We start from the raw sequence: 26183 nt of genomic DNA on the forward strand, positions 1-26183 counted from the left end.
GCGAACCATCTTTTTACCTAGCGAGACAACCCATCGAGCTTCTCAGAGCGGCGCCCGCCACGATAACGAGCCGGCGGGCCCCCGCCCGTTGGCCCCAGAATCTTTCCGCAGGACAGAAGGAGGCCCCACCGCACGTAGTGCGCAGCGGGGCCTCCGACATGTCCGAGGACGATTGTGGGGGTAACGGGCAGGGGCCCGCCGAACCATGTTAGGCAGCCGGGCAGATCTTCTTGAAGAGCTCGATGACGTCGTCGAGCGTCGCCTCGCGCGGGTTGCCCGGGAAGCAAGCATCGGCCATGGCGTCCTTGGCCAGGACCTCGATCTCGTCAGCCTTCATGGCCTCGCAGACGTGCGGGATGTTCACGTCAGCGGAGAGCTGCTTAACGGCGGCGATAGCGGCGTCGGCAGCCTCATCGGTGCTCATGCCCGTGGTGTCAACGCCCATGGCGACGGCGACCTTGGCCAGGCGCTCGGCGCAAACCGGCTTGTTGAACTCCATGGCAATCGGCAGCAGCATGGCGCAAGCGACGCCGTGCGGGGTGTCGTAGTGAGCGGACAGGGTGTGAGCCATGGCATGGTCGATGCCCAAGCCAACGTTAGAGAAGCCCATGCCGGCGACATACTGACCAAGAGCCATGCCCTCGCGGCCGGAGCCGGGCTGGCCGGACTTGGCCTCGGCAACGGAGTCGCGCAGGTTCTCGCTGATCAGCTTGATGGCCTCAAAGTGGAACATGTCGGAGAGCTCCCAAGCGCCCTTGGTGGTGTAGCCCTCGATGGCGTGGGTCAGAGCGTCCATGCCGGTGGAAGCGGTCAGGCCGGCGGGCATGGAAGCCATCATGTCGGGGTCGACGACGGCGACCTCGGGGGCGTCGTTGGTGTCGACGCACACGAACTTGCGGACCTTCTCGGGGTCGGTGATGACGTAGTTGATGGTCACCTCAGCAGCGGTACCGGCGGTCGTCGGCACGGCGATGGTGAACACGGCGTGGTTCTTAGTGGGAGCAACGCCCTCGAGGCTGCGGACATCGGCGAACTCGGGGTTGTTGATGATGATGCCGATGGCCTTGGCAGTGTCCATAGAGGAGCCGCCACCGACGGTCACGATAGCATCAGCCTCGGCGGCCTTGAAGGCCTCGACGCCGTCCTTGACGTTCTGGATAGTGGGGTTGGGCTTGATCTCGGAGTAGAGGCTCCAAGCGATGCCGGCGGCATCGAGCTCGTCGGTCACCTTAGCGGTAACGCCAAACTTGACCAGATCGGGATCGGAGCAGACGAAAATCTTCTTGTAGCCGCGACGCTGGAGCTCGCCGGGGATCTCCTTGATGGCGCCGGAACCATGATAAGAAATGGTGTTGAGAACGAAACGATTAGCCATTGATAGCCTCCCATCGTGTGCGGGGCACCCATTACGCCCCACGCTATGGCTCCCATCCTAACGCTTTTGAAGCGAAAAACGCGTGAGAATGTCAGATTATTTAAAGCGTTTCAACAACTGGTATCGTCACCGCCTGACCACTAAACAAAGAAGGGGCAGCCGAGATGACCGTCCCCTCCCCATTATTGATCAGTGTGGCAAGGGGTCAGCCCCTTGCCACATCCTGCCGCTATTTTTGGCAGGCCTCTTTCCAATCTTCGCAGGCGCGCTTCCAGCGAAAACGCAGGTCGCGCTCGCGGTCGATAAACATGATGGCAAACGCCACGAACAGCAGCACGCTCGCCACCGCAATAGCGTGCAGCCCCATGCGCTCAATACACCAGTTTCCCAGCACAGCGCCAAACACAAAGGTAAAGATCACGCCAAAGTACAGCAGGCCGTTTTCCAAAAAGCCGCGCTTGTGGGTGATGATGTAGTCGTCCACGTTTTGCAGCGCATTGCGCAGGTTACCGATACACATGGTCGTGGCAATGCCGTGACCGTGGATCTTGCGGAAGCTCTCGACCTGCATACCGCAGGCAAACGAGATGAGGCAGTTGGCGAGCAAGTTGTAGCCGCCGCCGGGGATAAAGCTCACGCCCAGCAAGATGACGGCTTCAAAGAACACCGTCACCTGGCGCCAGTGAATCACGCTGCCAAACCGTTCGTGTACCAGGTCGGCAAGCATAATGCCCACGGCAAACGACACCACAGGGAAGAAATAGCGCCCCGCGAGCGCCCAATTGCCCTCCGAGATGCTCACGCCCACCAGCAAGATGTTGCCCGTCTGCGCGTTGGCGAAAACATGGTCGCGCCCAATGTACGAATAAACGTCCATAAAGCCACCGGCGAGCGCCAAGATGATGCCCAGCTCAATAGACTCCGATATCTGTTTGGCACGCTGCATCGTCGTGCGCCCTCCTTGTTGACGACCCTCTCGTGCGTTGGCGGAAACATAGCCGCCGTTCATACTGTAACCCATTGACAACATGGCGCGCCCGCGAGACGGACTCCCCAACGCGCAGATACACCGTCTGGAAACAAACGGCGGGCGCGGCATCGACACACGACACCTCGTGTACTCCACCAGTCTTTTTAGCCCCGTCCCAAAAAGACTGGTTACAATTACGTGCAGCATACAAACACCGGGAGGAATCGTGGCAAAAAAGCCCCAGGACGCTCAGCACAACCAGCACGGCAAGCATGCCCAACGCGGCCAGCAGCAAAAGCGTGGAAGCAAAACCCAGGGCTCGCGCCCCGCGCATGCCCCGGCAGCGCCTGTCCGCCCCTGGCGCCCGGGCCGCGATAAGTTCCTCCCCGTCAGCCGCGCCGACATGGATGCGCGCGGCTGGGACCAGTGCGACTTTGTCTACATCTGCGGCGACGCCTACGTGGACCATCCCAGCTTTGGCATGGCCATCATCAGCCGCGTCCTCGACGCGCACGGCTACAAGGTGGGCATCATCTGCCAACCCGACTGGACCGACCCCGCCAGCATCACCGTGCTCGGCGAGCCGCGCCTGGGCTTTCTCGTCAGCGCCGGCAACATGGACTCCATGGTCAACCACTATTCGGTGACCAAGCACCGCCGCCACACCGACGCCTATACCCCCGGTGGCGAGGAGGGACACCGCCCCAACCGTGCCGTCACGGTCTACGGCAACCTCATCCGCCAGACATTCAAGGACGCCCCCATCATCATCGGCGGCATCGAGGCAAGCCTGCGTCGCTTGGCCCACTACGACTACTGGCAGGACAAGCTCAAGCGCTCGGTACTGCTCGACTCGGGCGCCGACATCCTCATCTACGGCATGGGCGAGCACGCGATTGTCGAGATCGCCGACGCGCTCGACGCGGGACTGCCCGTCGATCAGATTACCTATATCAACGGCACCGTCTACCGCACGGGTTCGCTCGACGAGGTCTACGACTACGACCTGCTGCCCAGTTGGGACGACCTTACCGCCGACAAGCTCAACTACGCGCGCAGCTTTAACGTGCAGCAGCAGAATATGGACCCCATCACCGGACATCGCCTGGTAGAGCCCTACCCCAACAGCGTCTATGTGGTGCAGAACCCGCCGTCGGCGACGCTCACCACCGACGAGATGGACGAGGTGGCCGAGCTCCCCTACGCACGCGATTGGCATCCCGATTACGACGCGGCGGGCGGCGTGCCGGCCTTTGCCGAGATCAAGTTTTCGATCAGCTCCAACCGCGGCTGTTTTGGCGAGTGCTCGTTTTGCGCGCTCACCTTCCACCAGGGCCGCGTGCTGCAGACGCGCAGCCACGACTCGATCATGCGCGAGGCCGAGCTGCTCACGCGCGATCCCGAGTTTAAGGGCTATATCAACGACGTGGGCGGGCCGACGGCCAACTTTAGCCGTCCCGCCTGCGACAAGCAGCTCAAGCACGGCGTATGCAAGAACAAGCGCTGCCTGTGGCCGAGCGTGTGCAAGAACATGGTGGTCGACGAGAGCGGCTACACCCAGCTGCTGCGCGACCTGCGCCAGCTGCCGGGCGTCAAGAAGGTCTTTGTCCGCAGCGGCATCCGCTTCGACTACACCATGGCCGATGCCTCGGACGAGTTTTTGCGCGAGCTGCTGGAGCACCACGTCTCGGGCCAGCTACGCGTAGCACCCGAGCACGTGAGCGACGCGGTGCTTTCCGTGATGGGCAAACCGAGCCGAGCCGTCTACGACGCATTCTGCCGTAAATTTGAACGCTTGAACCGCGAGTACGGACTCAAGCAGTACGTGGTGCCGTATCTGATCTCGAGCCATCCCGGATCGACGATGAAGGAAGCCGTGGACCTTGCCGAAGCCGTGCGAGACATGGGCTACATGCCCGAGCAGGTGCAGGACTTCTACCCCACGCCGTCCACCATGTCGACGTGCATGTACTACACCGGCGTGGACCCGCGCACCATGGAGCCGATCTATGTGGCGCGCGACCCGCACGAAAAGGCCATGCAGCGCGCGCTCATCCAGTATCGCAAGCCCGAGAACTACAAGCTCGTGCGCGAGGCGCTAGAGAAAGCCGGCCGTCGCGACCTGATCGGCTACACCAAGCATTGCCTGATCCGTCCCGTGCCGCCACGCCCGGGCGAGACATCTGCCGGCGGCGGACATGGCACCGGCAAGAAGGGCGGCAAGGGCTACGGTGGCGCTGGAGCCAAGGGACCCAAGGGCAGCAAAGGGCACAGCGGCATGTCGCGCGCGCAGAACACCGCCGGGCGCAACCGTGCGGCTCAGGGGCGTCAGGGTGCCAACGGAGGCGGTCGCCGCAACTAAGGCAGCAGTGCGCTCGCTGCATCCATACCACACGCGTGGCGCAGCGAGCGCATTGCCTCAACGAGGATGACGCCGGCGATAGCGACCGTGACCACCACGTCGACCGGCGTGTTCACAAACCACAGCATGCCCATGAGATACGACCCGGCATTAAAGGCAAAGTGCAGCAGGATCGTGTAGCGGAGCTTTCCGGTCGTCACGAGCACCCAACCAAAGATGAGGCCGGCGGCACCCGCGTAGCAACCCTGCACCCAATTCATGTGCATAAAACCGAAGATTGCCGCCTGCAGCACAATCGCCGCGGCGACACCCCACGTGCTTGGGGCCGCCCAGGGCACTATGGCGCCGTCTTGCGCACTCGCACGACGCCGGCGCTTCCAGAGCGGACGGCACTGGGGATTAAACGCACGCAGCGAAAACTCAAAGATGACACCGCGCACCAGGAGCTCTTCGCAAAACGGCGCGCCGAGCACCGTGGTCAGGACGGCAAGAGGACTGGTATCGCCCATGCCCGTTTCCTCGACAAGCTCGCTGTAGTCGGCCGCGGCATCGGGCAACAGCGACAGTACGGCGTCGGTCACGTAGCTAACGACCACCTGCAGGGCAAGACCGATCACGATAACGCAGGCGATGCGTTTCCACGCCCCACGCGCTCCCCCGCCGAGCGGATACTCGCTTTGCGAACGCGTCATAAACGAGCGCGGCCACAGATAACGCCACCACAGCAGCGCCATCAAAAACGACGCCGTCTGAGCGGCGGCCTGAAGCAATTGAATGTCGAGGTCATCGATCGAAAAACCCATGAACACCGATGCGACGCCAAGGGCGGAGAACAAAACGACGCTCAGGGCAATATCGACAGCGACGACGCCAAAACAGGCGAGCGCCCACGCTATCGCATTGAGCATGCCAACCTCCTCAAAACCCGGCACTGAGGGACGTTCCTTAACTGCCGGCAGACAAGTAACGTCCCCAAGTACCGGCAGTTTGGGACAGTCATTGTTGATGAGAATCGGGTGCAGTGCCAAAGGCCCCGCTGGGCGAGATGTCGAACGGGAAGGTGCCGCAGCGATTGAACGCGGCGATAAACATGCGGATGGCGTTGGACGGCGTGGTGCCCACGAGCTGGGTTGCCGCCGCGAAGGCCGCCTTTTCCTCGGGCAAGACCTTCGCGACAACCGGGGTCATGTGTTCTGCCATGGCGCTTCCTTTTTGAAACAACGGTAGTGCGGATAGATGCGGGGCACGCGGCTTGGCGACGGGCTGTGAAGGCAACCCGATTGGCCCGCATCTGGAGTTTGTTTCTGCGGCGTTGGTATTATATGGTATTCCTAAGTTATACCCGGCAGATAGAATACCACACCCGGTCCCATGGGGACGGAGAAAAGACGGATGATTTTGTTGCTGGGTTAGTATTTAGAGCGTGATGATGTCCGAGATATCGAGGGCCTAAGCGTCGGCGTATGGCGCGCCCAGGCTGGGTATCCGGCGCATGGCGCCCTATTGTCTTGCATAATTTCGCTTATGCCATGCATAAAAAGACGGGGGCACCCCTTCTCGTCCCAACGTACCCCCGCTTGTACCGTGCAAAAACCGGAGTTTTCAGCATCGCGGCCCCCGCAGGCGGTGCCGCGAATCGTGGACGCCGCGCGATTGGCGTCGTTTTGGGGCACGGCGCGACGCGAAACGCGCGTTATCGCCGCGCCGGACGCCGTCAGCCAACCCAAATCGCCTGCCGAAGGATCCCGCTAGCTCAAAAAGACGATTCCGGCGCGTATGCAGTCACCCCGGCTTGCTGAAAACTCCCGAAAATGCACGGCGCGCCCCGGGGGACCCGTGCGCGCCACGAAAAACACGCCCGCATCCAAAAGAATGCGAGCGCGAAAGCCGGATGTCGGCAAGGGCGCCAGGCAGCGGGCGAAATCCCCGGCGTGTCCGCCCGGGCACCGCAGCCGCCGCGCGTCAGCAGAAAACCTCATGCCCTGCGTCGATGTCGGCCCCCGCATACGCGAATCTCCAACTAGGTCGATAGTCCGTATCTCTTGCCACGACCGTCTCCGCGCGTTTCCACGAAGAAGACTCGCCCCACCTAATACTGAGCCCACTAAAAGGGCCCCGAGCATAGTCTGCTCGAGGCCCAAACTCGTGTCGCCTTACCGCGCGACGCGTATGTTACTTGCGCTTGCCGCCGCCGTCACCGGGGCGACGGGAGCTGCCGCCGCGCTTGCCGCCACGGCTGTTACCATAGCTGCCACGGTTATCGCGACCGCCGGCACGGCCGCCACGGGAGCCGACCTGGTTGCTGCCACGTCCGCCGCGATAGCCGCCGCGGCGCTCTTCGCGGGTATCGTCGTAGTTGCGCCAGTCATCGCGACGATCTCGACTGGCACGCGGGTCGCGACGATCGCGCGACTCGCCAGAACGGCCGGCGCCACTGCGGCCGCCATTGCCGCGAGCATCCTTGCGACGCTCACCGCCGCGGCCGCCGCGCTCTTCAAAGCGCTTGCCGCCACGGGACTCGCCGCCGCGGCCGCCGCGCTCGTCATCGCGACCGGAACGACGACGGTCGCCCGCGCCGCGCTTGCCGCCGCGCGAGCCACGGCCCTCGTCCTCGCGCTCAACACGGCGACGACCGCCGCGGTCCTCGTCCTCGCGGCGACGGCGATGTGCCTCGCCCTGGAACTGCTTGGCACGGCGCTCGGCACGGTTGCCGCGCGGGGCCGGCTCGACGGCACCAGCACCGGCACGCTCCTCGGCAGCCACCTCGCGGGCCACGCTCTCCACGGCCTCGTCCACGCGAGCCTGAACGCCCTCGCGCACGCGGGTCTTGCCGCCGCGCTTGGGACGGCTCGGGCGCTCGCTGTCGCCGCGACGCTCATCGCGACCACGGTTGGAACGACCGGCCACATCGCCGTAATCGTCGCCGTTGCGCTTGCCGTCGCGACGCGCCTGCTCAAGCTTCTTCTTGCTCTTGGACTTACCGCGCTTGGTCTTCTTCTTCACCTTAAAGGCCGCAGGGTCGCGCTCGGGATCAACCGCGGGCGGATTGGGGCCCACGTGCAGGTCGCCGGCCTCGTAGATGTCGGCAGTCTTGTCCATGAGCTTCTCGATCTCGTAGAACTCATCCACGTCCTGCTCGGTCACAAACGTGATGGCCCAGCCCAGCTCGCCGGCGCGGCCCGTACGGCCAATACGGTGGATGTAGTCGGTCGGCTCGGCCGGCACGTCAAAGTTCACGACGTAGCGCACGTCGCTGATGTCGATGCCGCGGGCGAGCACGTCGGTTGCCACCAGCACGTCGACGGTACCGTCGCGGAAGGCCGAAAGCGCGCGCTCGCGCTGGGCCTGGCTGCGGTTGCCATGAATCGCGGCGGCCTTGATGCCCTTGCGCTCCAGACGACGGCAGCAGCTGTCGGCACGGTGCTTGGTGCGCATAAAGACGATGGTGCGCTCCGGGCCTTCCTTTTTGAGGAACTCGGGCAGCAGGTTGTTCTTGGCCTCGATGGACACCGGGAACACAAACTGGTCGACGGTGTCGGCGGTCGACGTGGCGGGCGCGATCTCCACGCGGGCCGGGTCGCTCACTAGGTCGGTAATCTCGCCCACGGCCTCCTCGTCGAGGGTCGCCGAGAACAGCAGCGTCTGGCGCTCGGCCGGCGTCTCGCGCACAATACGGCGAACGGCGGGCAAAAAGCCCATGTCAAGCATGCGGTCGGCTTCGTCGAGCACCAGCACCTTGACCTCGTCCAGGTGGCAAGCGCCCTGCTCGATCAGATCGACCAGACGGCCCGGCGTTGCGACCAGGATGTCGCAGCCGTACTTGAGGGCAGCGGTCTGCGGCTTGTAGCTCACGCCGCCCACAACGGTCACGGCAACATGGCCGGTGACGTCGGCGATCTTGCTCGCGACCTCGTCGATTTGCTGGGCGAGCTCGCGCGTAGGGGTGATGACGAGCATCACGGGGCCGCGGCCGTTGCCCTCGGGCTTTTTAGCACCGCGACGACGGTTACGGCCGCCGCGCTCGCGCACAGGTTTGGGAGGAGCGATGTGCTCCAGATTGTTCATGGTCGGCAGCAAAAAGGCGGCCGTCTTGCCGGTGCCGGTCTGAGCGGCGGCAAGCAGGTCGCGGCCCTCGAGCACCACGGGGATCGAACCGGCCTGCACGGGCGTCGGCGCCGTGTAACCCAGGTTCTCGATGGCACGAAGTATCTCGTCCGAAAGACCCAGCTCGTCAAAGGCGGGCAGGTTCTCGGTAGCGGACTCGACGGTCTCGGCGGCGCTGGCCTCGTCGGCCGCATCGAAGGCAGCCTGGGCCATGGCCTCGCGGGTCTCGTCCAGGATCTCGGCGTCGGTGACGTCGGATACAGAATTACGCATATGTTGTTGTTCCTTATCTGCACGCGCAAGGGGCACGGCATGCGGCCGCGCGGGCGTGCTTGGTAGTGCGCTAGTACATACAAAAACGGGTGCGCACAGAGAGGACGTTGCTCAGCACGCTGGCGATCGCTTTGGCAGCCATATCACGCGCCGTCCAGACGCAGCAGCTCTAAGCGATGGAGCAGATTCGCCGCCGGTTAGTATACCCGTACTCCGTATGCCCCCACGTAAACCACAGATGACGAGGCGGACGGGGTGGGTCTGGGCCAATTGTCTCAATCTGTAACAGTTACGAGGCAAAACCAGGTCTACACGTTACGAATCGAGACAAACCAAAACCTCGCAAAACAACATCTCGATTTGTAACAGATAGAGGTCATTTTCCCTGCCAGATGTTACAGATCGAGATGTTAAGCAACCGCCGAATTGTTTGTCTCAATCTGTAACAGTAACTCGGCAAAAACGGAACTAGATGTTACAGATTGAGACGAAGGGCGAGGATGGTGCGCTAACTTAGCAGTCGACCCCCGTATCGGAATGTCATACATTTCAACTTTTGCCATACACCCCCAGGGGGTATGGGTGTATAGTATCGAGAGGTTAACAATTCCAACACCGAACCACAGAAAGGAGAAGCCATGGCTCAAGATAAGTTTGACGTAGGCGGCATGACATGCGCCGCCTGCCAGGCGCACGTGGACCGCGCCGTGAGCAAGCTCGACGGCGTCCAAAGCGTCGCGGTCAACCTACTCGCCGGTTCCATGATGGTCGACTACGACCCCGCGCAGGTCTCCCCCGACGATATCTGCACCGCCGTCGACCGCGCGGGCTACTCGGCCTCACCCGTCAGCACGGGCACCGGTGCCGCCGGCTCAAACGGCAGCGCGCAAGCCAGGTCCGGCGCCGCTCATATGGAGTCACCTACCAAAAAGCTGGAGGCCACCGCCTCCGCCATGCGCACCCGCCTCATCGTCTCGATCGTCTTCCTCATCCCACTGTTCTACGTAGGCATGGGACACATGCTCGGCTGGCCGCTGCCCAGCGTCTTCACCGACCACACCCACAGCATGACGCTGGCGCTCACCGAGCTCGTCCTGCTCATCCCCATCGTCTACGTCAACGACGCGTACTTTATCAACGGCTTCAAATCACTCGTGCACGGCGCGCCCACCATGGACGCCCTCATCGCCGTCGGTGCCACCGCGTCGATCGCCTGGTCGCTCTACGCTATGTTCATCATGGCCGACCAGCTGGCCACAGCTCAGGTGCACGAGGCCATGATGACAGGCATGGACAATCTGTATTTTGAGAGCGCGGGCACGATCCTGTCGCTCGTCACCGTGGGCAAATACCTCGAGACGCGCAGTAAGTCCAAAACCGGCGGCGCCATCGAGGCGCTCATCGATCTGGCGCCTAAAACCGCGACCGTCGTTGCCGACGACGGCAGCGAAACCACCGTCGACGTCGATAGCATCCTTCCCGGCCAGGTCCTGCGCGTGCGCCCCGGCGAGTCAATCCCCGTCGACGGCGTGGTGCTCGAGGGTAGCTCGGCCGTGGACGAGAGTGCGCTCACCGGCGAGTCAATCCCCGTGGAAAAGACCGCCGGCGACACCGTCAACGCCGCCACCGTCAACCGCACCGGCTCGTTTACCTTCCGCGCCACGCGGGTTGGTGCCGAGACATCACTCGCCAAGATCATCCAGCTCGTCGAGGACGCCAACGCCACCAAGGCGCCCATCGCCCGCATGGCCGACAAGGTCGCCGGCGTGTTCGTGCCCGTGGTGTTCGTGATCTCGGCCGTGACCTTTGCGGTGTGGATGGCACTGACCGGCAGCATGAACGAGGCACTCACCTCCGCCGTGGCCGTGCTGGTGATCAGTTGTCCCTGCGCGCTCGGCCTAGCCACGCCCGTCGCTATTATGGTAGGCACCGGCAAGGGCGCCGAGATGGGCATTCTGTTTAAGAGCGCCGAGGCGCTGGAGAGCCTGCGCAGCGTGGGTACCGTGGTGCTCGATAAGACGGGTACGGTCACCCGCGGCAAACCTGCCGTGACCGATATCGTGGTAGCCACGCGCGCCGACGGCTCGCCCGCCATGAGTGAAAAGGCGTTACTGAAGCTCGCTGCCGCGCTGGAGCGCTCGAGCGAGCATCCGCTGGCCGAGGCGATTATGACCGAGTGCGAGGTGCGCGGAATCGTGGCGCGCATGGTCGAGGACTTTGCCGCCGTGCCTGGACGAGGCGTTACGGCGCGCGAGGGACAAAACGCCATCGCTGCCGGTAACGTTCGCCTGATGAGCGAGCTGGGCGCGGAGGTGCCCGCCGGTCTTGCCGAGCGATTCGCCGTCGAGGGCAAGACACCGTTGTTCTTTGCCAAGAACGGCGAGCTTGTCGGCACCATTGCCGTAGCTGACGAGGTCAAGGAGACGAGCGCTGAGGCCATCGCTGTAATGCGTTCGCTCGGCGTCGACGTGCACATGCTCACCGGCGACAACCGCGTCACGGCCGAAGCAATCGCCCGCTGCGTAGGACTGAGCAGCAAGCAGGTCATTGCCGACGTGCTTCCCGCCGACAAGGAACGCCACGTGCGCGAACTGCAGGATGCGGGCGGCAAGGTCGCCATGGTGGGCGACGGCATCAACGACTCCCCTGCCCTGGCGCGCGCCGACGTGGGCCTTGCTATCGGCACCGGCGCCGACATCGCCAAGGAAGGGGCAGATGTGGTACTCATGCGCAGCGACCTCATGGACGTCGCCCGCGCTATCGAGCTTTCGCGCGCCACGATTCGCAACATCAAGCAAGACCTGTTCTGGGCGCTGTTCTACAACGGCATCGGCATTCCGCTCGCTGCGGGAGTGTTCTTCCCCCTCACCGGCTGGCAGCTCTCGCCGATGTTTGGCGCCGCAGCCATGAGCCTGTCGAGCGTGTGCGTCGTGTCCAATGCTCTGCGCCTGAAATCCTTTAAGCCTAAAGTGGCAAAATAGGCTCACCATTACGTCCATTTAGAACGGGCTTTCCAGGTGCCCGAGATTGACCTGAAAGAGGAGCGACGCGTACTTTGGTACGCGAGCGACGGCTTGAAGGTCAAGGTCGGGTGCCTGGGAAAGCCGACATAACAGAGAGGAATACCCATGCGTTACACAATTAAGACTTCCGGCCTTATGTGTGGCCACTGCGACGCTACTGTCGAGACGGCACTGCTCAACGTTGCCGGCGTGACCGACGCCGATGCCGATCACGAGACTCAGACGGTACAGGTGGAGTGCGCCGACACCGTGGCCGCTGAGCAGCTCGCTGCCGCCGTCGAGAGCGCCGGCGAGAAGTTCCACGCCCTGTCCGTGACCGCAGCCTAGCTGCTACCAGAAGCATTCGACCCCATCGACCAGAAACGAGGACCCGCCATGATGGCAGACCGCAAATCGGTGAACCGTATGCTCAAGACGGCGCGCGGCCAGATCGACGGCATCCTGCGGATGGTCGAGGAGGACCGCTACTGCGTCGATATTTCCACGCAGCTCATGGCCACACAGGCACTCCTCGCGCGCATTAACGCCGACGTGCTCAAGGCGCATATCGAGGGCTGCGTGACTTCGGCAATCGAATCGGGCGACGAAGACCTCAAAGCCGCGAAGCTCGCCGAGATCGAACGCGTCGTCGACAAGCTCTCTAAGTAATCGGCGCATTGAGGACAAACCACTTTGCACCGTCTTGATGTTCCGAGGACAGGTATGTTTGCACCACATTGGTGCAGATTAACCTGTCCCCCCTGCTCTAAATCGGGTATAAAGGCGTGCGGCATATCGAATGAAAGGCAATTTGCATGAATGACTTTATGAAGGGCCGCAATGGCGCCGACGAGCTCACCATCGTGATGGGTTTTGCGGGCATCGTCATCGCGATGATCGGATCGATGGCCCGCATCCAGTGGCTCAGTTGGATCGCCATCGCCGTCATCGTGATCGGCGTGCTGCGCGGCCTGTCCAAAAACATCGACGCACGTCGCAAGGAGAACGACGCCTTCGTCGCCGGCTCGGCTAAGGTCCCCGGCTTGGGCAAGTTTGTCGCCAGCTTGGGTGGCGGCGCTGCAGCGGCCAGCACCTCACGCGCGGCCGGCACCAGTAAGGAAGACTTTGAGCGTGCCAAGCGCACGGCCAAGAAGATGTGGAAAGGTCGCAAGACCACGGCATACCTCAAGTGCCCCAACTGCGGCCAGATGCTCTCCGTTCCCAAGGGCAAAGGCAAAATCCGCGTCACCTGCCCCAAGTGCCACGCCAAGATGGAGACGCGCTCGTAGCCGCTATACCGCAGGACAAAATAAAAGCCGAGGCCTCGCACTGGGACCTCGGCTTTTTTGAATGCGACAAAGGGCCCGCCCCCGTCACACCTACGCCACGCCGTCGCGGGCAAGCTCCTCGGCAAGCGCCTCGGCTGGCATGGCCATAATCGTGTCGAGCTCGGCGTCCACCTCGGGAATACGCCTCACCTTGAGTTTGCGCACCAGATCGCCACGACACATCACGTGCATCGGCTCGCGCAGAGCGCACAGGTCATCGAGCGGGTTCTCGCGCGTCACCAGGATATCGGCAGCCTTGCCGCACTCGATCGCACCGGTCTCGCCGCCCAGCCCCAGCAGCTCAGCATTGACCTGCGTAGCCGTATGCAGCGCAAACGCATTGCTCACGCCCACGTACTTGGCAAAATAGGCCACCTCGCGCCACATGTCGTACTGGGTCACGAACGGGCAGCTCGAATCCGTACCCAAACCTACCTTGATACCGGCTTCCAGCGCCGCACGAGCGCTCTCGATAATGCCCGAGCACACGATATCGCCGTTCTTCTTTTGCGTGTCAGTCGAATGAGTCTTCTCCGGATCGAGCAGCACAAACGGCAGTGCGGGGCTGATCGTGCAGGTCACACTCGGCGCACGCCCCTCGAGCTGAGTTCCCGCGGCGCCGCGGTACAGCTCCAGGATCTCGGGCGTCAACGGAGCGCCGTGCTCGATCGTATCGACGCCGGCCTCGAGCGCGGCCTTCACGCCCTCGATGCTCTCGACATGAGCCATAACCGGAAGGCCCATATCGTGCGCTGCCTTGCACGCCGCCGCGGCAACCTCCACCGGCATACGCAGCACGCCCGGCTCGCCCACCTCGGTCGCATCGAACACACCGCCCGTTACGAACAGTTTAATGACGTCGGCACCGCGCGCATACAGGTCGCGCACCTGTTCGGCCGCCTCGGAGGGACTGTTGGCCACCTGGGCGAACAAGCCCGCGCCGTGGCCACCCGGCACCGTGACGCCCGTTCCCGGCGCCACCAAACGCGGACCCTGATACTTGCCGGCGTCGATAGCATCGCGCACAGCCAGATCGGCAAACAGCGGGTCGCCCGCGCCGCGCACCGTGGTCACGCCGCTTGCCAGTTGTTGTTGGGCGCTGCCCTTAAGAATATGGCGCACGATAGCGCGCCCCACGGGATTATCGAGCTTCTTCATCAGCGTGCCCGCATCGCCCGCCGAAACCGGCTTGCCCGAGCCGCACAGATGCACATGCATATTGATGAGGCCCGGCATGAGATACGCCCCGGCCAGGTCGAGGACCTCGGCACCTGCAGGCGCCTGCGCCACAGCACTCGGCCCCATCCACGTGATGACACCGCGCTCAACGGCCACGGCCATGTCGGGCTGCGGCTCCATATGCTCCGAACCATCCAGGACGGTCGCATTGATAAACAACGTGGAACGATCGGCAGACGCCATATCGAGCTCCTCCCTCACGATTAACTTGAACATTTGTCCATTATCACCTAATGCAGCAAACTAAAGTCGAACATATCGGTTAGCGGAGGGACGAGAGAGCTGTGAGGGCAAACGGAGACAGCACGGCAATGCTCCGGCCGTTCCAGCAAAACGTCTTGATTTGTAACAGGTAGACCAGGTTTTAGCAGCCAGATGTTACAGATCGAGATCTTTCGGCACCGCGTCCAGCCTTTGTCTCAATCTGTAACAGTTGGGTCGAATTTTGGCCGTTAGATGTTACAGATCGAGATATTCTCCAGCCCTGTCGTCAAACATCTAAATCTGTAACAGGTAGACAGGTTTTCGGCCTATAGATGTTACAGATTTAGATCTTTTAGCGGCAGCCAACCTTCTGTCTCGATCTGTAACAGTTACGAGGCCAAACGGCCTCTTGTTGTTACAGATCGAGACAAACTCGACAGGAACAACCACATCCGCGTTAGTCGTATCCCTCAGCGCCCATACCACTGACGCTTCCATCCCTCAGCCAAATCGGCCCGCTGCGAAATACCCGCCAGCCTCATCTTTTCAGCCAGCTTCCCCGGGTTCTTGAGTTCATCAAACGTGAACCTCAGCACCTTGTGCCCGAGCATTGTCAGATGAGACTCCCGCTGACGCTCTGCTACGAACGGGTCGACTGACTCCCGATCCCCACCATCCTGCAGGGTATACTTTCCTTTTCCGTCGAGCTCGCCAATCACGCACGTCCCGTCCTCGAGCCTCCAGAAATAATCGACCCGAAACACCTGGCTCGAATCGAGCGGATCGCGAAACTCCACCTGCAACTCTGGCACCGGAAAACCGTATGCAATAAAGAACGCTCGGAACCGAGACTCGCCACCATTTTCGGACAGCCCGTCCGCATGCGACGCAATCACCTGAGCTCTGCGATACCCGTGTCTGCCCTCGCAATCGGCCTGGAGCCGTTCGCAGAGGTCGTCGCGCGATATGCCCTTCGCCCGCAGCGCAGAATCGGCAATCGCCAGACCATATGAAAACGGCGCACGCAGCAGACAATCCTCCACCGTGCGCCAAAACGGCGTCACTCGCACGCCGTCGACGCACTCAAGCGCACCCGACGCCTGCGGACGCAGCAGCCTATATCCCGTACTCAACGCCACCGAACAACCCGTCTTGACCAAGTAACGCGGCCCGAGCAGATCATTCGGCACCTCCAGACCCCATATCAGCGCGGCGTCATACCCCCAAAACGCCCAATCGGGATGAAACTCCGCAAGCCCCTTGATGGTCCGCCGAGCCCGCTCCGGCGGCGTCAACGCATCCCATTCATGCTGAAAACAGAATAGGTGCGATTCGGGCTCCGCAATATCGTCTGTGCCCACATGGCGCCGCAGCCACATGAGCTCGGCATTATCGTGCGTCGCAAGCAGCACGCCTTGTTCAGCCGCCTCCGTGAGCCTGGCAAGCATCCTATTCCGCGCCAAAGTGCTACGTGTTGCATGTTTGTGTTTGAAAACGGTATTAGACACTTCCATCACCACCACGTCAGACAAATGGACCATCGTCACCGTTGCCTCCGCTGACAAATGTCTTGATCTGTAACAGGAAGACAGTCTTTGAGCCTCTAGTTGTTACAGATTTAGATTGTTCGGCACCGCGCCCAACCTTTGTCTCGATCTGTAACAGTTAGGTCGATTTTTGGCCTGTAGATGTTACAGGTTGAGACATTTCCCCAGCTAGGTGCCAAACATCTCGATCTGTAACAGTTGGATCGAGTTTTGGCCTGCAGATGTTACAGATCGAGACATCCCCCCTGCCGGGTTCCAAACATCTCGATCTGTAACAGTTAGGCGTTCTCCAGACCCCTAAACGTTACAGATTTAGACAAACCAGCAACGCCCAAGCATTCGTCTCGATCTGTAACGGGTAGACCGGTTTTTTGTCCCTAAACGTTACAGATCGAGATATAAAGGCAGAAGGCAAGGCAGGCGGCAGATGCCCATCCCCTACTCCCATTCCTGTTTGTAGATGTTGAGTGACTTTACGTAGCGCCCCTGGGCGCCCATGATGTCGCGAACCAGCCGTAAGAAGAAGCTGATACACGAGGTATCGAAGCCATCTTCTAGGTCCTCAGGATGCACGGCGCCAGGCCCGTCGACCGCCGTATCGCTCAGGCGCGCAATGTCGTAGAGGTAAAGCTGCCCCGCCGTCAGCCAGACATCGTCGACGCACGCGAGGCGCACCGCAATCGCGCCATCGCGCCAGTGCTCCTTTTGCACGATATGCGGATCGTAGACGTCAAAGCGACGGTCGGTACGCGTGTCACGCAGCGCGACCATACCGGTCGCGGGATCCTTATCCAAAATGCCAAAGCGCGAAAAATAGTGCGTGTCGCGCACCTGCTCGAGCCGTCTGAGCGAGACGGGCGAAAGCGACGCCGGCGGCTCGTCAACATACAGCTCAAGCAGCGTCTTGCCATGGTAATAGGGACGCTCGAACAGCAGCCAATCGGTAAATGCCATGTTATAGGCCATGATTTCATTTTGCGAGGGCTCCTCGCAATAGCTGAGCCATGGATCGACTATCACTTCGAACTGTGTACGCGCCGACTCCAAAAACTGAAACTTGCGCAGCATCCAAAACTGGGCCATGCCGGCAATATCGTCACCGACGGCCTCGGCCAGACGTCCCCGGTCCAAAACATGATCAGCCATGGCATCCTCCTCAAACTGATAAACCTCAATTTGAGCTTACGAGGAGGGCGGGTGGTCGCCGCCATCACGGGCGAAATGGGCATCGGGCTGCAAACCAGATGCTGACCAAGCACTTGACGGGATACTTGCAGATTATACAAATTGCCACAAAATCGCGGGTAGAACTAGACGAATCACCCGCGCCGCTGTCCGCAAACAACTAAAGCCGCCACATAAACAGCAGAGCGCAACGGGCGCAAACGCCAACGGGTAGGCAGCCAAACGTCGGCAAACGAGCAAAACGCTCGCAAACCCGCAAGGAGTGTCCCCGGATGCCGGCATATAAGGAACGTCCCCAGCTGCCGGCACTTGGGGACGTTCCTTATATGCCGGCCGTTGGGGACAGCCCTTGCCGATTCGATTGTTGAGTAACTCCGTGATTGTCTTACAGCCCCAGCGCCTCGGCGACCTCGGCTGCGCAGGCGAGGGCATCGGCCATGGCACTCACCACGAGCGAGCTGCCGTTGCGGGCATCGCCGGCCACATACACCGGCGCGGCATCCGCGGCAACGCCATCCACGCGAGCCGCAAGATGCGAGTCCTCGGAGGCCATCACGGGCAACGGACGGCCCGCCGTGGCAATAGGCACGTCAACAGCGTCGAACACGCCGTGCTCCGGACCCGTAAAGCCACAGGCGATCAGCACCAGCTGGGCCGGCACCTCGTGCTCGGAGCCCGCAATGCGCTCGGGCTTGCCGGCCGACCAGTCCAGATCGACCACGCGCAGGCCCGCGGCAGCGCCCTTCTTGTCCAGCAATACCTCGAGCGTATCCACGCCCCAAGCACGCATCTCGCCGCCCATGGCAGCGATAGCCTCCTGCTGACCGTAGTCGGTCTTCTTCACATTGGGCCACTGCGGCCAAGGGTTGCTCGCCGCACGCTTATCCGGCGCGGCCGGCAAGAACTCAAACTGACGCACACTGCGTGCACCCTGGCGCACCGCGGTACCCACGCAGTCGTTGCCGGTATCGCCGCCGCCAATGACCACAACGTCCAGGCCGCGCGCGTTCACCGCGGGCTCACCTCCATCGAGCACCGAGACGGTCGAAGCCGTCAGGTAGTCCACGGCATACACCACGCCCGGGGCATCCACATTCGTAGCCAAAAGACCGCGGGGCGTACGAGCACCGGCAGCCACCACAACGGCGTCAAAACCATTGAGCTTGGCCGCCACCTCAGGGTTCGTAACGTCAGTACCCAGCTCAAAGACAATGCCCAGCTCGCGCATGAGCGCCACGCGGCGCTCGACCACGGACTTCTCGAGCTTCATGTTGGGAATGCCGTACATGAGCAGACCGCCTGGGCGGTCGTCGCGCTCAAACACCGTCACGCGGGCACCGCGACGCGCAAGTTCCCATGCAGCCACCAGGCCAGCCGGGCCGGAGCCCACCACGGCGACCGAGGGCGCGTCCTCCCCGGCCGGCTCAAAGCGACGCGGGCCGCCGTTTGCCCATTCGTGGTCGCTGATCGCGCGCTCGTTATCGTGAATCGTTGTGGGCTGGCCGTCGACCGAACCCAGGTTGCACGCAGCCTCGCACAGTGCCGGGCACACGCGGCTCGTAAACTCGGGCATGGGCGAGGTGAGCGACAGGCGCTCGGCCGCCTCGTCCCAGCGACCGCGATACACCAGCTCGTTCCACTCGGGAATCAGGTTGTGCAGCGGACAGCCACTCGGACGCGCCTTGCCAAAGCTCGCACCCATCTGGCAAAACGCCACGCCGCACATCATGCAGCGGCTCGCCTGGGCGCGGCGCGCATCGTCGTCGAGCTCCACGTACAGCGGATCGAAATCGCGGCTGCGCTCCTCCACGGGGCGCAGCTCGTGGGTCACGCGATCGATATCAAGAAAAGCACCGGGCTTACCCATGGCACTTACGCCTCCTTCTTGGTCGAAGCAGCAGGGCTGACAGCCACGGGCGCAGTGCCCGCTGCACCGCCCGCGACATCAAAGCGAGCGACATCCGCGGCGCTCGCGCGGCCGGTCACGATGTCAAACGCCAACTCCTCGGCCTGCGCGTGCGTCTTGCCCACGGCCTCGGCCGCAGCGACAATCGCCAGCACGCGCTCGTACTCGGTCGGAATGACCTTCACAAAGTGCTTGCTCATCGAGTCGAAGCTGTAGAGCAGCTTAATGCCGCGCGGACTCTGCGTCGCGTCCACGTGCTCCTGGATGAGCGCGCGAATCTGCGCCAGCTCGCCAACCGTCGGGGCCTTGAGTTCCACGCTCTCGTGGTTCACACGGGCTTCGAGCGTGCCGTACTGGTCAAAGACATAGGCCACGCCACCCGTCATACCGGCGGCGAAGTTCTGCCCGACCTCGCCCAAGATGAGCGCCAGGCCGCCCGTCATGTACTCGCAACCATGGTTGCCGCAGCCCTCGACCACCACAGTGGCACCGGAGTTACGCACGGCAAAACGCTGGCCTGCCAGGCCGTTAATAAAGCCGCGGCCGCTCGTGGCGCCAAAGAACGCCACGTTGCCCACGATGATGTTCTCGTCGAACTTGTAGGTCGCATGCGGGTTGGGGCGCACCGACACCTCGCCGCCCGAAAGGCCCTTGCCAAAGTAGTCGTTGGCGTCGCCGCACACGTTAAGCGTAATGCCGCGCGGCAGAAAGGCGCCAAAGCTCTGACCGGCCGAACCATCGCAATCGATGGTGATGGAGCCGGCGGGCAGGCCCTCGGGATGTGCCTTGGTCACCGCATTGCCCAGGATGGTGCCCACGCAACGGTTGACGTTGGCGATATCGGCGCGGAACCGAATCGGGCGCAGGTGCGCACGGGCATCGGCCGTATAGGGCACAAACAACGTGGAGTCGAGCGTCTTGTCGAGCTCGCTGTCCGCAGCCATCTGCGGCAGGAAGTGGCGACCGTCGGCGCCCGGGATATGGGCACCGAACTCGCAGGTCGCGCTCGTCAGCACGGGCGACAGATCAAGCAGGTTGGCCTTGCGGTTGCCCGGTACCTCGATCTGGCGCAGGCACTCGGGATGGCCGACCATCTCGTCGACGGTGCGGAAGCCCAGGCTCGCCATGACCTCACGCAGCTGCTCGGCAACAAAGAGCATAAAGTGCTCAACGTGCTCGGGCTTGCCGCGGAAGCCGCGACGCAGGCGACAGTTTTGCGTGGCGATGCCGGCCGGGCAGGTATCCTGCTGGCAGTCGCGCTGCATGAGGCAGCCCATGGAGATGAGCGGCATGGTCGCAAAGCCAAACTCCTCGGCGCCCAGCAGGCAGGCGACGGCAACATCGGTGCCGTCCATGAGCTTGCCGTCGGCCTCAAGCACCACGCGGGAGCGCAGTCCGTTTTGCAGCAATGTCTGCTGAGCCTCGGCAAGGCCGAGCTCCAGCGGCAGGCCGGCGTGCCAAATGGAATCGCGCGCCGCGGCACCCGAGCCGCCATTGTGGCCGCTGATCAAGATCTTGTCGGCGGCACCCTTGGCCACACCGGTGGCGATGGTGCCGACGCCGGCCTCGCTGACCAGCTTGACCGACACGCGCGCGCCGGGGTTGGCGTTCTTAAGATCAAAGATCAGCTCTGCCAGGTCCTCGATGGAGTAGATGTCGTGGTGCGGCGGAGGCGAGATCAGGCCGATGCCGGGCGTGGACTGACGGACCTCGGCGATCCAGGGGTAGACCTTCTTGCCGGGCAGGTGGCCACCCTCGCCGGGCTTGGCGCCCTGGGCCATCTTGATCTGAATCTCGAAGGCACTGCACAGGTAGCGGCTCGTTACGCCAAAGCGCGCACTTGCCACCTGCTTGATAGCGGAGTTCTTGGAGTCACCGTTAGCCAGCGGGGTCTCGCGACGCGGATCCTCGCCGCCCTCGCCCGAGTTAGAGCGTCCATGCAGGCGGTTCATGGCGATGGCCATGCACTCGTGCGCCTCTTTGCTGATAGAACCGTACGACATGGCACCGGTGTTAAAGCGGCGGACGATGTTGCGCGCGGGCTCCACCTCGTCGAGCGAAACCGGCGTGCGGCCGTTGGCATTAAAGTCGAGCAAGTCACGCAGGCGCACGGCACGGCCGGTGCGGTGCAGGCGGGCGCTGTACTCCTTAAAGGTGTCGTAGCTGTCCTCACGACAGGCGGTCTGCAGTAAGTAGACAGTCTGCGGATCAATGAGGTGATCCTCGCCGCCGAGCGGGCGCCACTTGGTCAGACCCAGCGTGGGCAGCTGATCGGGAGCCGGGCTCTTAAGGATAGCGAGCGCGGCGTCGTAGCGCTCGTTTTGCTCGCGCTCAACGTCCTCGACACCCATACCGCCCACACGGCTCACCGTGCCGGCAAAGTACGCGTTGACGAACTCCGGCGTAAAGCCCACGGCCTCGAAGATCTGCGCCGAATGGTAGCTCTGCACCGTGGAGATGCCCATCTTGGACATGATGGAAACGATGCCGGCGGTCGCAGCCTTATTGTAGTTGGCGATGCCCTGCTCGGCTGTCACGTCCAGATCGCCGTGCGCCGCCAGGTCGCGAATGCACGCATGCGCGCTGTACGGATAGATGCCGCTCGCGGAGTAGCCCACCAGCGCCGCAAAGTCGTGCGGAGACACGGCGTCGCCACACTCCACCACAATGTCGGCAAAGGTACGCACGCCGGCGCGGATCAGGTGGTTGTGCACGCAGCCCACGGCGAGCAGTGACGGCACGGGTACCTCGTCCGCTCCGGCGCGATCGCTCAACACCACGATGTTCACGCCGTCGCGGACCGCAGCCTCAACGTCCTCTGCAAGCTGCTTGAGCGCAGCCTGCAGCGCGCCCTCGTCGGCATCGCGGCGGTAAACGGCACGGAAACGGCGGGTCTTAAAGCCAACACGGTCAATCGCGCAAATGCGGTCGAACTCCTCCTCGCTCAGCAGCGGGCGCTCCAGACGCACCAGTTGGCAGGCCGTACGAGAGTCCTCGAGCAGGTTGCCGTGGTTGCCCAGGTAGAGCGTGGTCGAGGTGACCATATGCTCGCGCAGGGCGTCGATCGGCGGGTTCGTGACCTGGGCGAACAGTTGATAGAAATAGTCAAAGAACGAGCGCGTCTTCTTGGACAGGCAGGCCAGCGGCGCATCGATACCCATCGAGGCGAGCGGGGCCTTGCCCTGCTGGGCCATGGGGCGCACGACCTCGTCAACATCATCCCAGTGGTAGCCGAGCTTGGCCATACGCACGGCGGCAGGCACCTCGGCATCCTCGGCAGGCGTTGCCGCGGCGGGCTTGTCGAGCGCGTCAACGGTCAGCGTCTCCTCGGCAATCCAATCGCGGTAGGGCTTTTCCTTGGCATAGCGGGCGCGCAGCTCGTCATTGTAGATCACACGGCCGCGGGCAAAATCGACCTCGAGCATCTGGCCCGGTCCCAAACAACCGCTTGTCAGGATATTCTCGGGGCGCACCTCGATGGTGCCCACCTCGCTTGCCAGCATAAAGCGGCCGTCGCGCGTCACGTAGTAGCGAGCCGGGCGCAGGCCGTTGCGGTCAAGGGCGGCACCCAGCGTACGGCCGTCGGTAAAGGCGATGGCCGCCGGGCCGTCCCAGGGCTCCATGAGCATGGACTGGTAGGCATCGTAGGCGCGACGCTCCTCGCTCAGGTTGTCGTTGTGGTCCCACGGCTCGGGCAGCAACATGGACGCGGCACGCGTGAGCGGACGGCCGTTCATGACCAAAAACTCGAGCACATTATCCAGAATCGCGGAGTCGGAACCCTCACGGTTGATGATGGGCATCACACGCTCAAGATCATGCTGCAGCACGGGGCTGTACAGGTTAGGTTCGCGGGCGCGAATCCAGTTGACGTTGCCCTTGAGGGTGTTGATCTCGCCGTTGTGGATAATAAAGCGGTTGGGATGTGCGCGCTCCCAGCTAGGCGTGGTGTTGGTGGAGTAGCGCGAGTGGACGAGCGCCACGGCCGTCTTAACGGCGGCGTCGTTGAGATCGATAAAGAAGCGGCGCATCTGCGTGGCGACCAGCATGCCCTTGTACACGATGGTGCGCGAGCTCATAGAGCACACATAGAAGATCTTGTCGCGCAGGGCAAACTCGGCGTCGGCCTTCTTTTCGATGGTACGGCGGCACACGTACAGGCGACGCTCAAAGGCATCGCCGGCGGGCGTGTCGTCCGGACGGCCCAGGAAGGCCTGCAGGATGGTGGGCATGCAGGCGCGGGCCGTCTCGCCCAGATCGTGAGGGTCGACCGGCACCTCGCGCCAAAAGAGCAGCGGCACGCCGGCCTCGGCACAGCCTTCCTCAAACACGCGGCGGGCATCCTCTACGCCCTTGTCGTCCTGCGGGAAGAACAGCATGGCCACGCCATAGTCGCCCTCTGCCGGCAGAATCTGGCCGCACTTTTGAGCCTCTTTGCGGAAAAAGTGATGCGGAACCTGGAACAGGATGCCGGCGCCGTCGCCGGTATTCTTCTCGAGTCCCGTGCCACCGCGGTGCTCCAGGTTGACCAGAATGGACAGCGCATCGTCCAGAATCTGGTGGTGGCGCTCACCGTTGATATCGGCAAGCGCGCCGATGCCACATGCATCGTGGTCGAATTCGGGGCGATAAAGGCCCTGCTGCTGAGCGGAATCTGCCTGCATCGCGATCCTCCCCTAGATATTTAGACAGTCAGTTGAATAGGCATACTAGAAGCATCGCCGGCCCATTGTGTTTCCCGCCCGTTTCGAAACAATTGCGTAACGCACGCCCTGCGAGTGGACACCGCCGACCTCAAGGGCAACAACAAGGGCCCCAGGTTCGGCCTGTAAACTCACCGCTTCAAACATCTCAATCTGTAACAGGAAGACCCAATTTCGACGACTAACGGTTACAGATTGAGATGTTCTCGAGAGACGGTTACGAATGTCTCAATCTGTAACATGAAGGGCCGGTTTTGGCGGTCAGCTGTTACGGATCGAGATTTTCCATAGGACCATTTCTTCCTGTCTCGATCTGTAACACCTAGGCCCAATTTCCATCCCTAGTTGTTACAGATCAAGACATTTCGGCAACCCCCCTTTACCATCCTATTCAAATACAACAATTTTGTTAGTCATGGTCAAATTTCGAGCCTAAAACGGGTATCCTTTGCGGCGTCAAACAAACGGCACGCAGGAGTGCACCATGATCGACCATCTCAAATATCACTTTGGCTCCCCGCGCACCGGCGGCCACGGCGGACTCGACATCGCACGGCATATCGGCCCCGGGCTGCTCGTGACCGTCGGCTTTATCGACCCGGGCAATTGGGCCTCCAATATGGCCGCCGGCTCGCAGTTTGGCTACGCGCTGCTGTGGATCGTCACGCTGTCCACGATCATGCTCATCGTGCTGCAACACAACGCGGCTCACTTGGGCATCGCCACGGGCATGTGTCTTGCCGAGGCCACGACGCGCCACCTGCCCCGCCTCGTCGGGCGTGCGATACTCGGCAGCGCGTATCTAGCCACGGTCGCCACCGCCATGGCCGAAGTCCTGGGCGGTGCGATCGCACTTCAAATGCTCTTTGGCCTGCCCGTACGTGCCGGCTGCATCATCGTGGCGGCGGCATCGATTGCCATGCTCATGACAAGCTCCTACAAACGCGCCGAACGCTGGATCATCGCCTTCGTGGGCGTGGTGGGACTTTCGTTTTTAGCCGAGCTTCTGCTGGTCAAGGTCGACTGGCCGCAAGCCGCCACAAGCTGGATTACACCCAGTATGCCCACCGGCTCAGTCGCGATTATCGTAAGTGTCCTAGGCGCGGTCGTTATGCCCCACAACCTCTTCCTGCACTCCGAGGTCATCCAATCCATGCACTTTGAAGGCCAAGGCGAGCAGGTTATCGAAGAACGCCTGCACTACGAGCTCTTCGACACGCTATTTTCGATGGGTGTGGGCTGGGCAATCAACTCGGCCATGGTCATCCTGGCCGCAACGACCTTCTTTGCGCACGGCATTGTCGTAGACGACCTCGCCGTCGCAGCGGCCACGCTCTCCCCCATTCTGGGCCCGGCAAGCTCGACCATCTTTGCGGTGGCACTGCTGTTTGCGGGCATATCGAGTAGCGTGACGGCGGGCATGGCGGCGGGCACCATCACCGCGGGCATATTCGACGAGGAATACGACATCCACGACCGACATTCCTCGATCGGAGTGGCGGCCTGTTTCGTCGGCGCAGTGGCGGCGTGCCTGATCGTCCCGAATCCTTTTGAGGGTCTCATTTGGAGTCAGGCACTGTTGTCGCTTCAGCTGCCGATTACGGTCTTTGTGCTCATACGACTCACCAGCTCGCCCCGCGTCATGGGCAAATACGCCAACTCGCGCCCGCTCAACGCGTTGCTCGTAGGGATCGGCGTCATCGTGACGATTCTCGACATCGTGCTGCTAACGGGGATGTAATGGGATGGCGTGACTGTCCAGATATAACGTCTCAATCTGTAACACGTGAGGCCGTTTTGAGCCCTTAGATGTTACAGATTGAGATTTTCTGAGAGATAGTTTCAGTTTGTCTCGATCTGTAACAAGTGGACCCAATTTCCGCGCCCAGATGTTACAGATCGAGATATTTCTTCAGCCCCAACCTTTTGTCTCGATCTGTAACAAGTAGAGGGGTTTTACGTGCCTAAATGTTATAGATTGAGAT

Annotated in this window: 16 protein-coding genes; 6 read left to right on the forward strand and 10 right to left on the reverse strand. The window is 62.1% G+C overall.

The features are described 5' to 3' along the window. Window positions 1-208 precede the first annotated feature (208 nt). Complete coding sequence (fucO, locus tag ACTNBY_RS04240) at window positions 209-1375, reverse strand: lactaldehyde reductase (protein WP_154515935.1); 1167 nt, start codon at window positions 1373-1375, stop codon at window positions 209-211. 229 nt (window positions 1376-1604) lie between these two features. Further along, the gene (locus ACTNBY_RS04245) at window positions 1605-2321 is read right to left on the reverse strand and encodes a YoaK family protein (RefSeq protein WP_154515938.1); all 717 of its coding nucleotides are present in this window, start codon (window positions 2319-2321) and stop codon (window positions 1605-1607) included. A gap of 250 nt (window positions 2322-2571) precedes the next feature. Here ACTNBY_RS04245 and ACTNBY_RS04250 point away from each other — a divergent pair, with 250 nt between their 5' ends. Beyond that, entirely contained in the window at window positions 2572-4707 is a 2136-nt protein-coding gene (locus tag ACTNBY_RS04250) for a YgiQ family radical SAM protein (RefSeq protein WP_441063516.1), read from the forward strand. Here the strand turns inward: ACTNBY_RS04250 and ACTNBY_RS04255 are convergent. The 3 genes from ACTNBY_RS04255 to ACTNBY_RS04265 form a co-directional block, all read right to left on the reverse strand. Continuing rightward, entirely contained in the window at window positions 4704-5615 is a 912-nt protein-coding gene (locus ACTNBY_RS04255) for a CPBP family glutamic-type intramembrane protease (RefSeq protein WP_441063519.1), read from the reverse strand. The two genes, ACTNBY_RS04250 and ACTNBY_RS04255, sit on opposite strands and share 4 nt — an antisense overlap. A gap of 88 nt (window positions 5616-5703) precedes the next feature. Beyond that, the gene (locus ACTNBY_RS04260; RefSeq protein WP_117647680.1) at window positions 5704-5907 is read right to left on the reverse strand and encodes a type II toxin-antitoxin system RelB/DinJ family antitoxin; all 204 of its coding nucleotides are present in this window, start codon (window positions 5905-5907) and stop codon (window positions 5704-5706) included. A 972-nt stretch (window positions 5908-6879) separates the two neighbouring features. Then, on the reverse strand, window positions 6880-9084 hold the full coding sequence (locus ACTNBY_RS04265) for a DEAD/DEAH box helicase (protein WP_441063522.1): 2205 nt from the start codon (window positions 9082-9084) through the stop codon (window positions 6880-6882). A gap of 638 nt (window positions 9085-9722) precedes the next feature. Between ACTNBY_RS04265 and ACTNBY_RS04270 the strand changes: the two genes are divergently transcribed. From ACTNBY_RS04270 to ACTNBY_RS04285, 4 genes are all read left to right on the forward strand, one after another. Next, the gene (locus ACTNBY_RS04270) at window positions 9723-12065 is read left to right on the forward strand and encodes a heavy metal translocating P-type ATPase (protein ID WP_441063525.1); all 2343 of its coding nucleotides are present in this window, start codon (window positions 9723-9725) and stop codon (window positions 12063-12065) included. A gap of 147 nt (window positions 12066-12212) precedes the next feature. After that, the gene (locus ACTNBY_RS04275; protein ID WP_154515953.1) at window positions 12213-12434 is read left to right on the forward strand and encodes a heavy-metal-associated domain-containing protein; all 222 of its coding nucleotides are present in this window, start codon (window positions 12213-12215) and stop codon (window positions 12432-12434) included. 51 nt (window positions 12435-12485) lie between these two features. Then, window positions 12486-12755, forward strand: coding sequence for a metal-sensing transcriptional repressor (locus tag ACTNBY_RS04280; RefSeq protein ID WP_441014970.1), 270 nt, complete (start codon window positions 12486-12488; stop codon window positions 12753-12755). A 146-nt stretch (window positions 12756-12901) separates the two neighbouring features. Further along, window positions 12902-13375, forward strand: coding sequence for a hypothetical protein (locus ACTNBY_RS04285; protein ID WP_441063528.1), 474 nt, complete (start codon window positions 12902-12904; stop codon window positions 13373-13375). A gap of 90 nt (window positions 13376-13465) precedes the next feature. On the opposite strand, the gene ACTNBY_RS04290 is transcribed toward ACTNBY_RS04285, so the two are convergent. The 5 genes from ACTNBY_RS04290 to gltB all read right to left on the reverse strand — a co-directional run bounded on the left by ACTNBY_RS04290 (window position 13466) and on the right by gltB (window position 24159). After that, a complete protein-coding gene (locus ACTNBY_RS04290) occupies window positions 13466-14836 on the reverse strand; it encodes an amidohydrolase family protein (protein ID WP_441063529.1) in 1371 nt (456 codons plus the stop codon). Window positions 14837-15327: 491 nt separating this feature from the next. Next, a complete protein-coding gene (locus ACTNBY_RS04295; protein WP_441063530.1) occupies window positions 15328-16404 on the reverse strand; it encodes a hypothetical protein in 1077 nt (358 codons plus the stop codon). Between the two features lie 438 nt (window positions 16405-16842). Then, complete coding sequence (locus ACTNBY_RS04300; RefSeq protein ID WP_441063531.1) at window positions 16843-17550, reverse strand: hypothetical protein; 708 nt, start codon at window positions 17548-17550, stop codon at window positions 16843-16845. Window positions 17551-17974: 424 nt separating this feature from the next. After that, complete coding sequence (locus tag ACTNBY_RS04305; protein ID WP_441063532.1) at window positions 17975-19456, reverse strand: glutamate synthase subunit beta; 1482 nt, start codon at window positions 19454-19456, stop codon at window positions 17975-17977. A 5-nt stretch (window positions 19457-19461) separates the two neighbouring features. Beyond that, window positions 19462-24159 (reverse strand): glutamate synthase large subunit, encoded by a 4698-nt coding sequence (gene gltB, locus ACTNBY_RS04310; protein WP_441063533.1) that lies wholly within the window; start codon window positions 24157-24159, stop codon window positions 19462-19464. Window positions 24160-24682: 523 nt separating this feature from the next. Here gltB and ACTNBY_RS04315 point away from each other — a divergent pair. Further along, complete coding sequence (locus tag ACTNBY_RS04315) at window positions 24683-25939, forward strand: Nramp family divalent metal transporter (RefSeq protein WP_441063534.1); 1257 nt, start codon at window positions 24683-24685, stop codon at window positions 25937-25939. Window positions 25940-26183 lie beyond the last annotated feature (244 nt).

The sequence above is a fragment of the Collinsella sp. HCP28S3_E12 genome (assembly GCF_052065595.1).
Lineage (GTDB): Bacteria > Actinomycetota > Coriobacteriia > Coriobacteriales > Coriobacteriaceae > Collinsella.

Bases quoted from the DNA above. Each gene is read 5' to 3' on its own strand.
- ACTNBY_RS04305 (WP_441063532.1), bottom strand. From the start codon at position 19,456: ATGGGTAAGCCCGGTGCTTTTCTTGATATCGATCGCGTGACCCACGAG.
- ACTNBY_RS04270 (WP_441063525.1), top strand. From the start codon at position 9,723: ATGGCTCAAGATAAGTTTGACGTAGGCGGCATGACATGCGCCGCCTGC.
- fucO (WP_154515935.1), bottom strand. From the start codon at position 1,375: ATGGCTAATCGTTTCGTTCTCAACACCATTTCTTATCATGGTTCCGGC.
- gltB (WP_441063533.1), bottom strand. From the start codon at position 24,159: ATGCAGGCAGATTCCGCTCAGCAGCAGGGCCTTTATCGCCCCGAATTC.
- ACTNBY_RS04265 (WP_441063522.1), bottom strand. From the start codon at position 9,084: ATGCGTAATTCTGTATCCGACGTCACCGACGCCGAGATCCTGGACGAG.
- ACTNBY_RS04300 (WP_441063531.1), bottom strand. From the start codon at position 17,550: ATGGCTGATCATGTTTTGGACCGGGGACGTCTGGCCGAGGCCGTCGGT.
- ACTNBY_RS04255 (WP_441063519.1), bottom strand. From the start codon at position 5,615: ATGCTCAATGCGATAGCGTGGGCGCTCGCCTGTTTTGGCGTCGTCGCT.
- ACTNBY_RS04315 (WP_441063534.1), top strand. From the start codon at position 24,683: ATGATCGACCATCTCAAATATCACTTTGGCTCCCCGCGCACCGGCGGC.
- ACTNBY_RS04260 (WP_117647680.1), bottom strand. From the start codon at position 5,907: ATGGCAGAACACATGACCCCGGTTGTCGCGAAGGTCTTGCCCGAGGAA.
- ACTNBY_RS04275 (WP_154515953.1), top strand. From the start codon at position 12,213: ATGCGTTACACAATTAAGACTTCCGGCCTTATGTGTGGCCACTGCGAC.
- ACTNBY_RS04290 (WP_441063529.1), bottom strand. From the start codon at position 14,836: ATGGCGTCTGCCGATCGTTCCACGTTGTTTATCAATGCGACCGTCCTG.
- ACTNBY_RS04285 (WP_441063528.1), top strand. From the start codon at position 12,902: ATGAATGACTTTATGAAGGGCCGCAATGGCGCCGACGAGCTCACCATC.
- ACTNBY_RS04280 (WP_441014970.1), top strand. From the start codon at position 12,486: ATGGCAGACCGCAAATCGGTGAACCGTATGCTCAAGACGGCGCGCGGC.
- ACTNBY_RS04245 (WP_154515938.1), bottom strand. From the start codon at position 2,321: ATGCAGCGTGCCAAACAGATATCGGAGTCTATTGAGCTGGGCATCATC.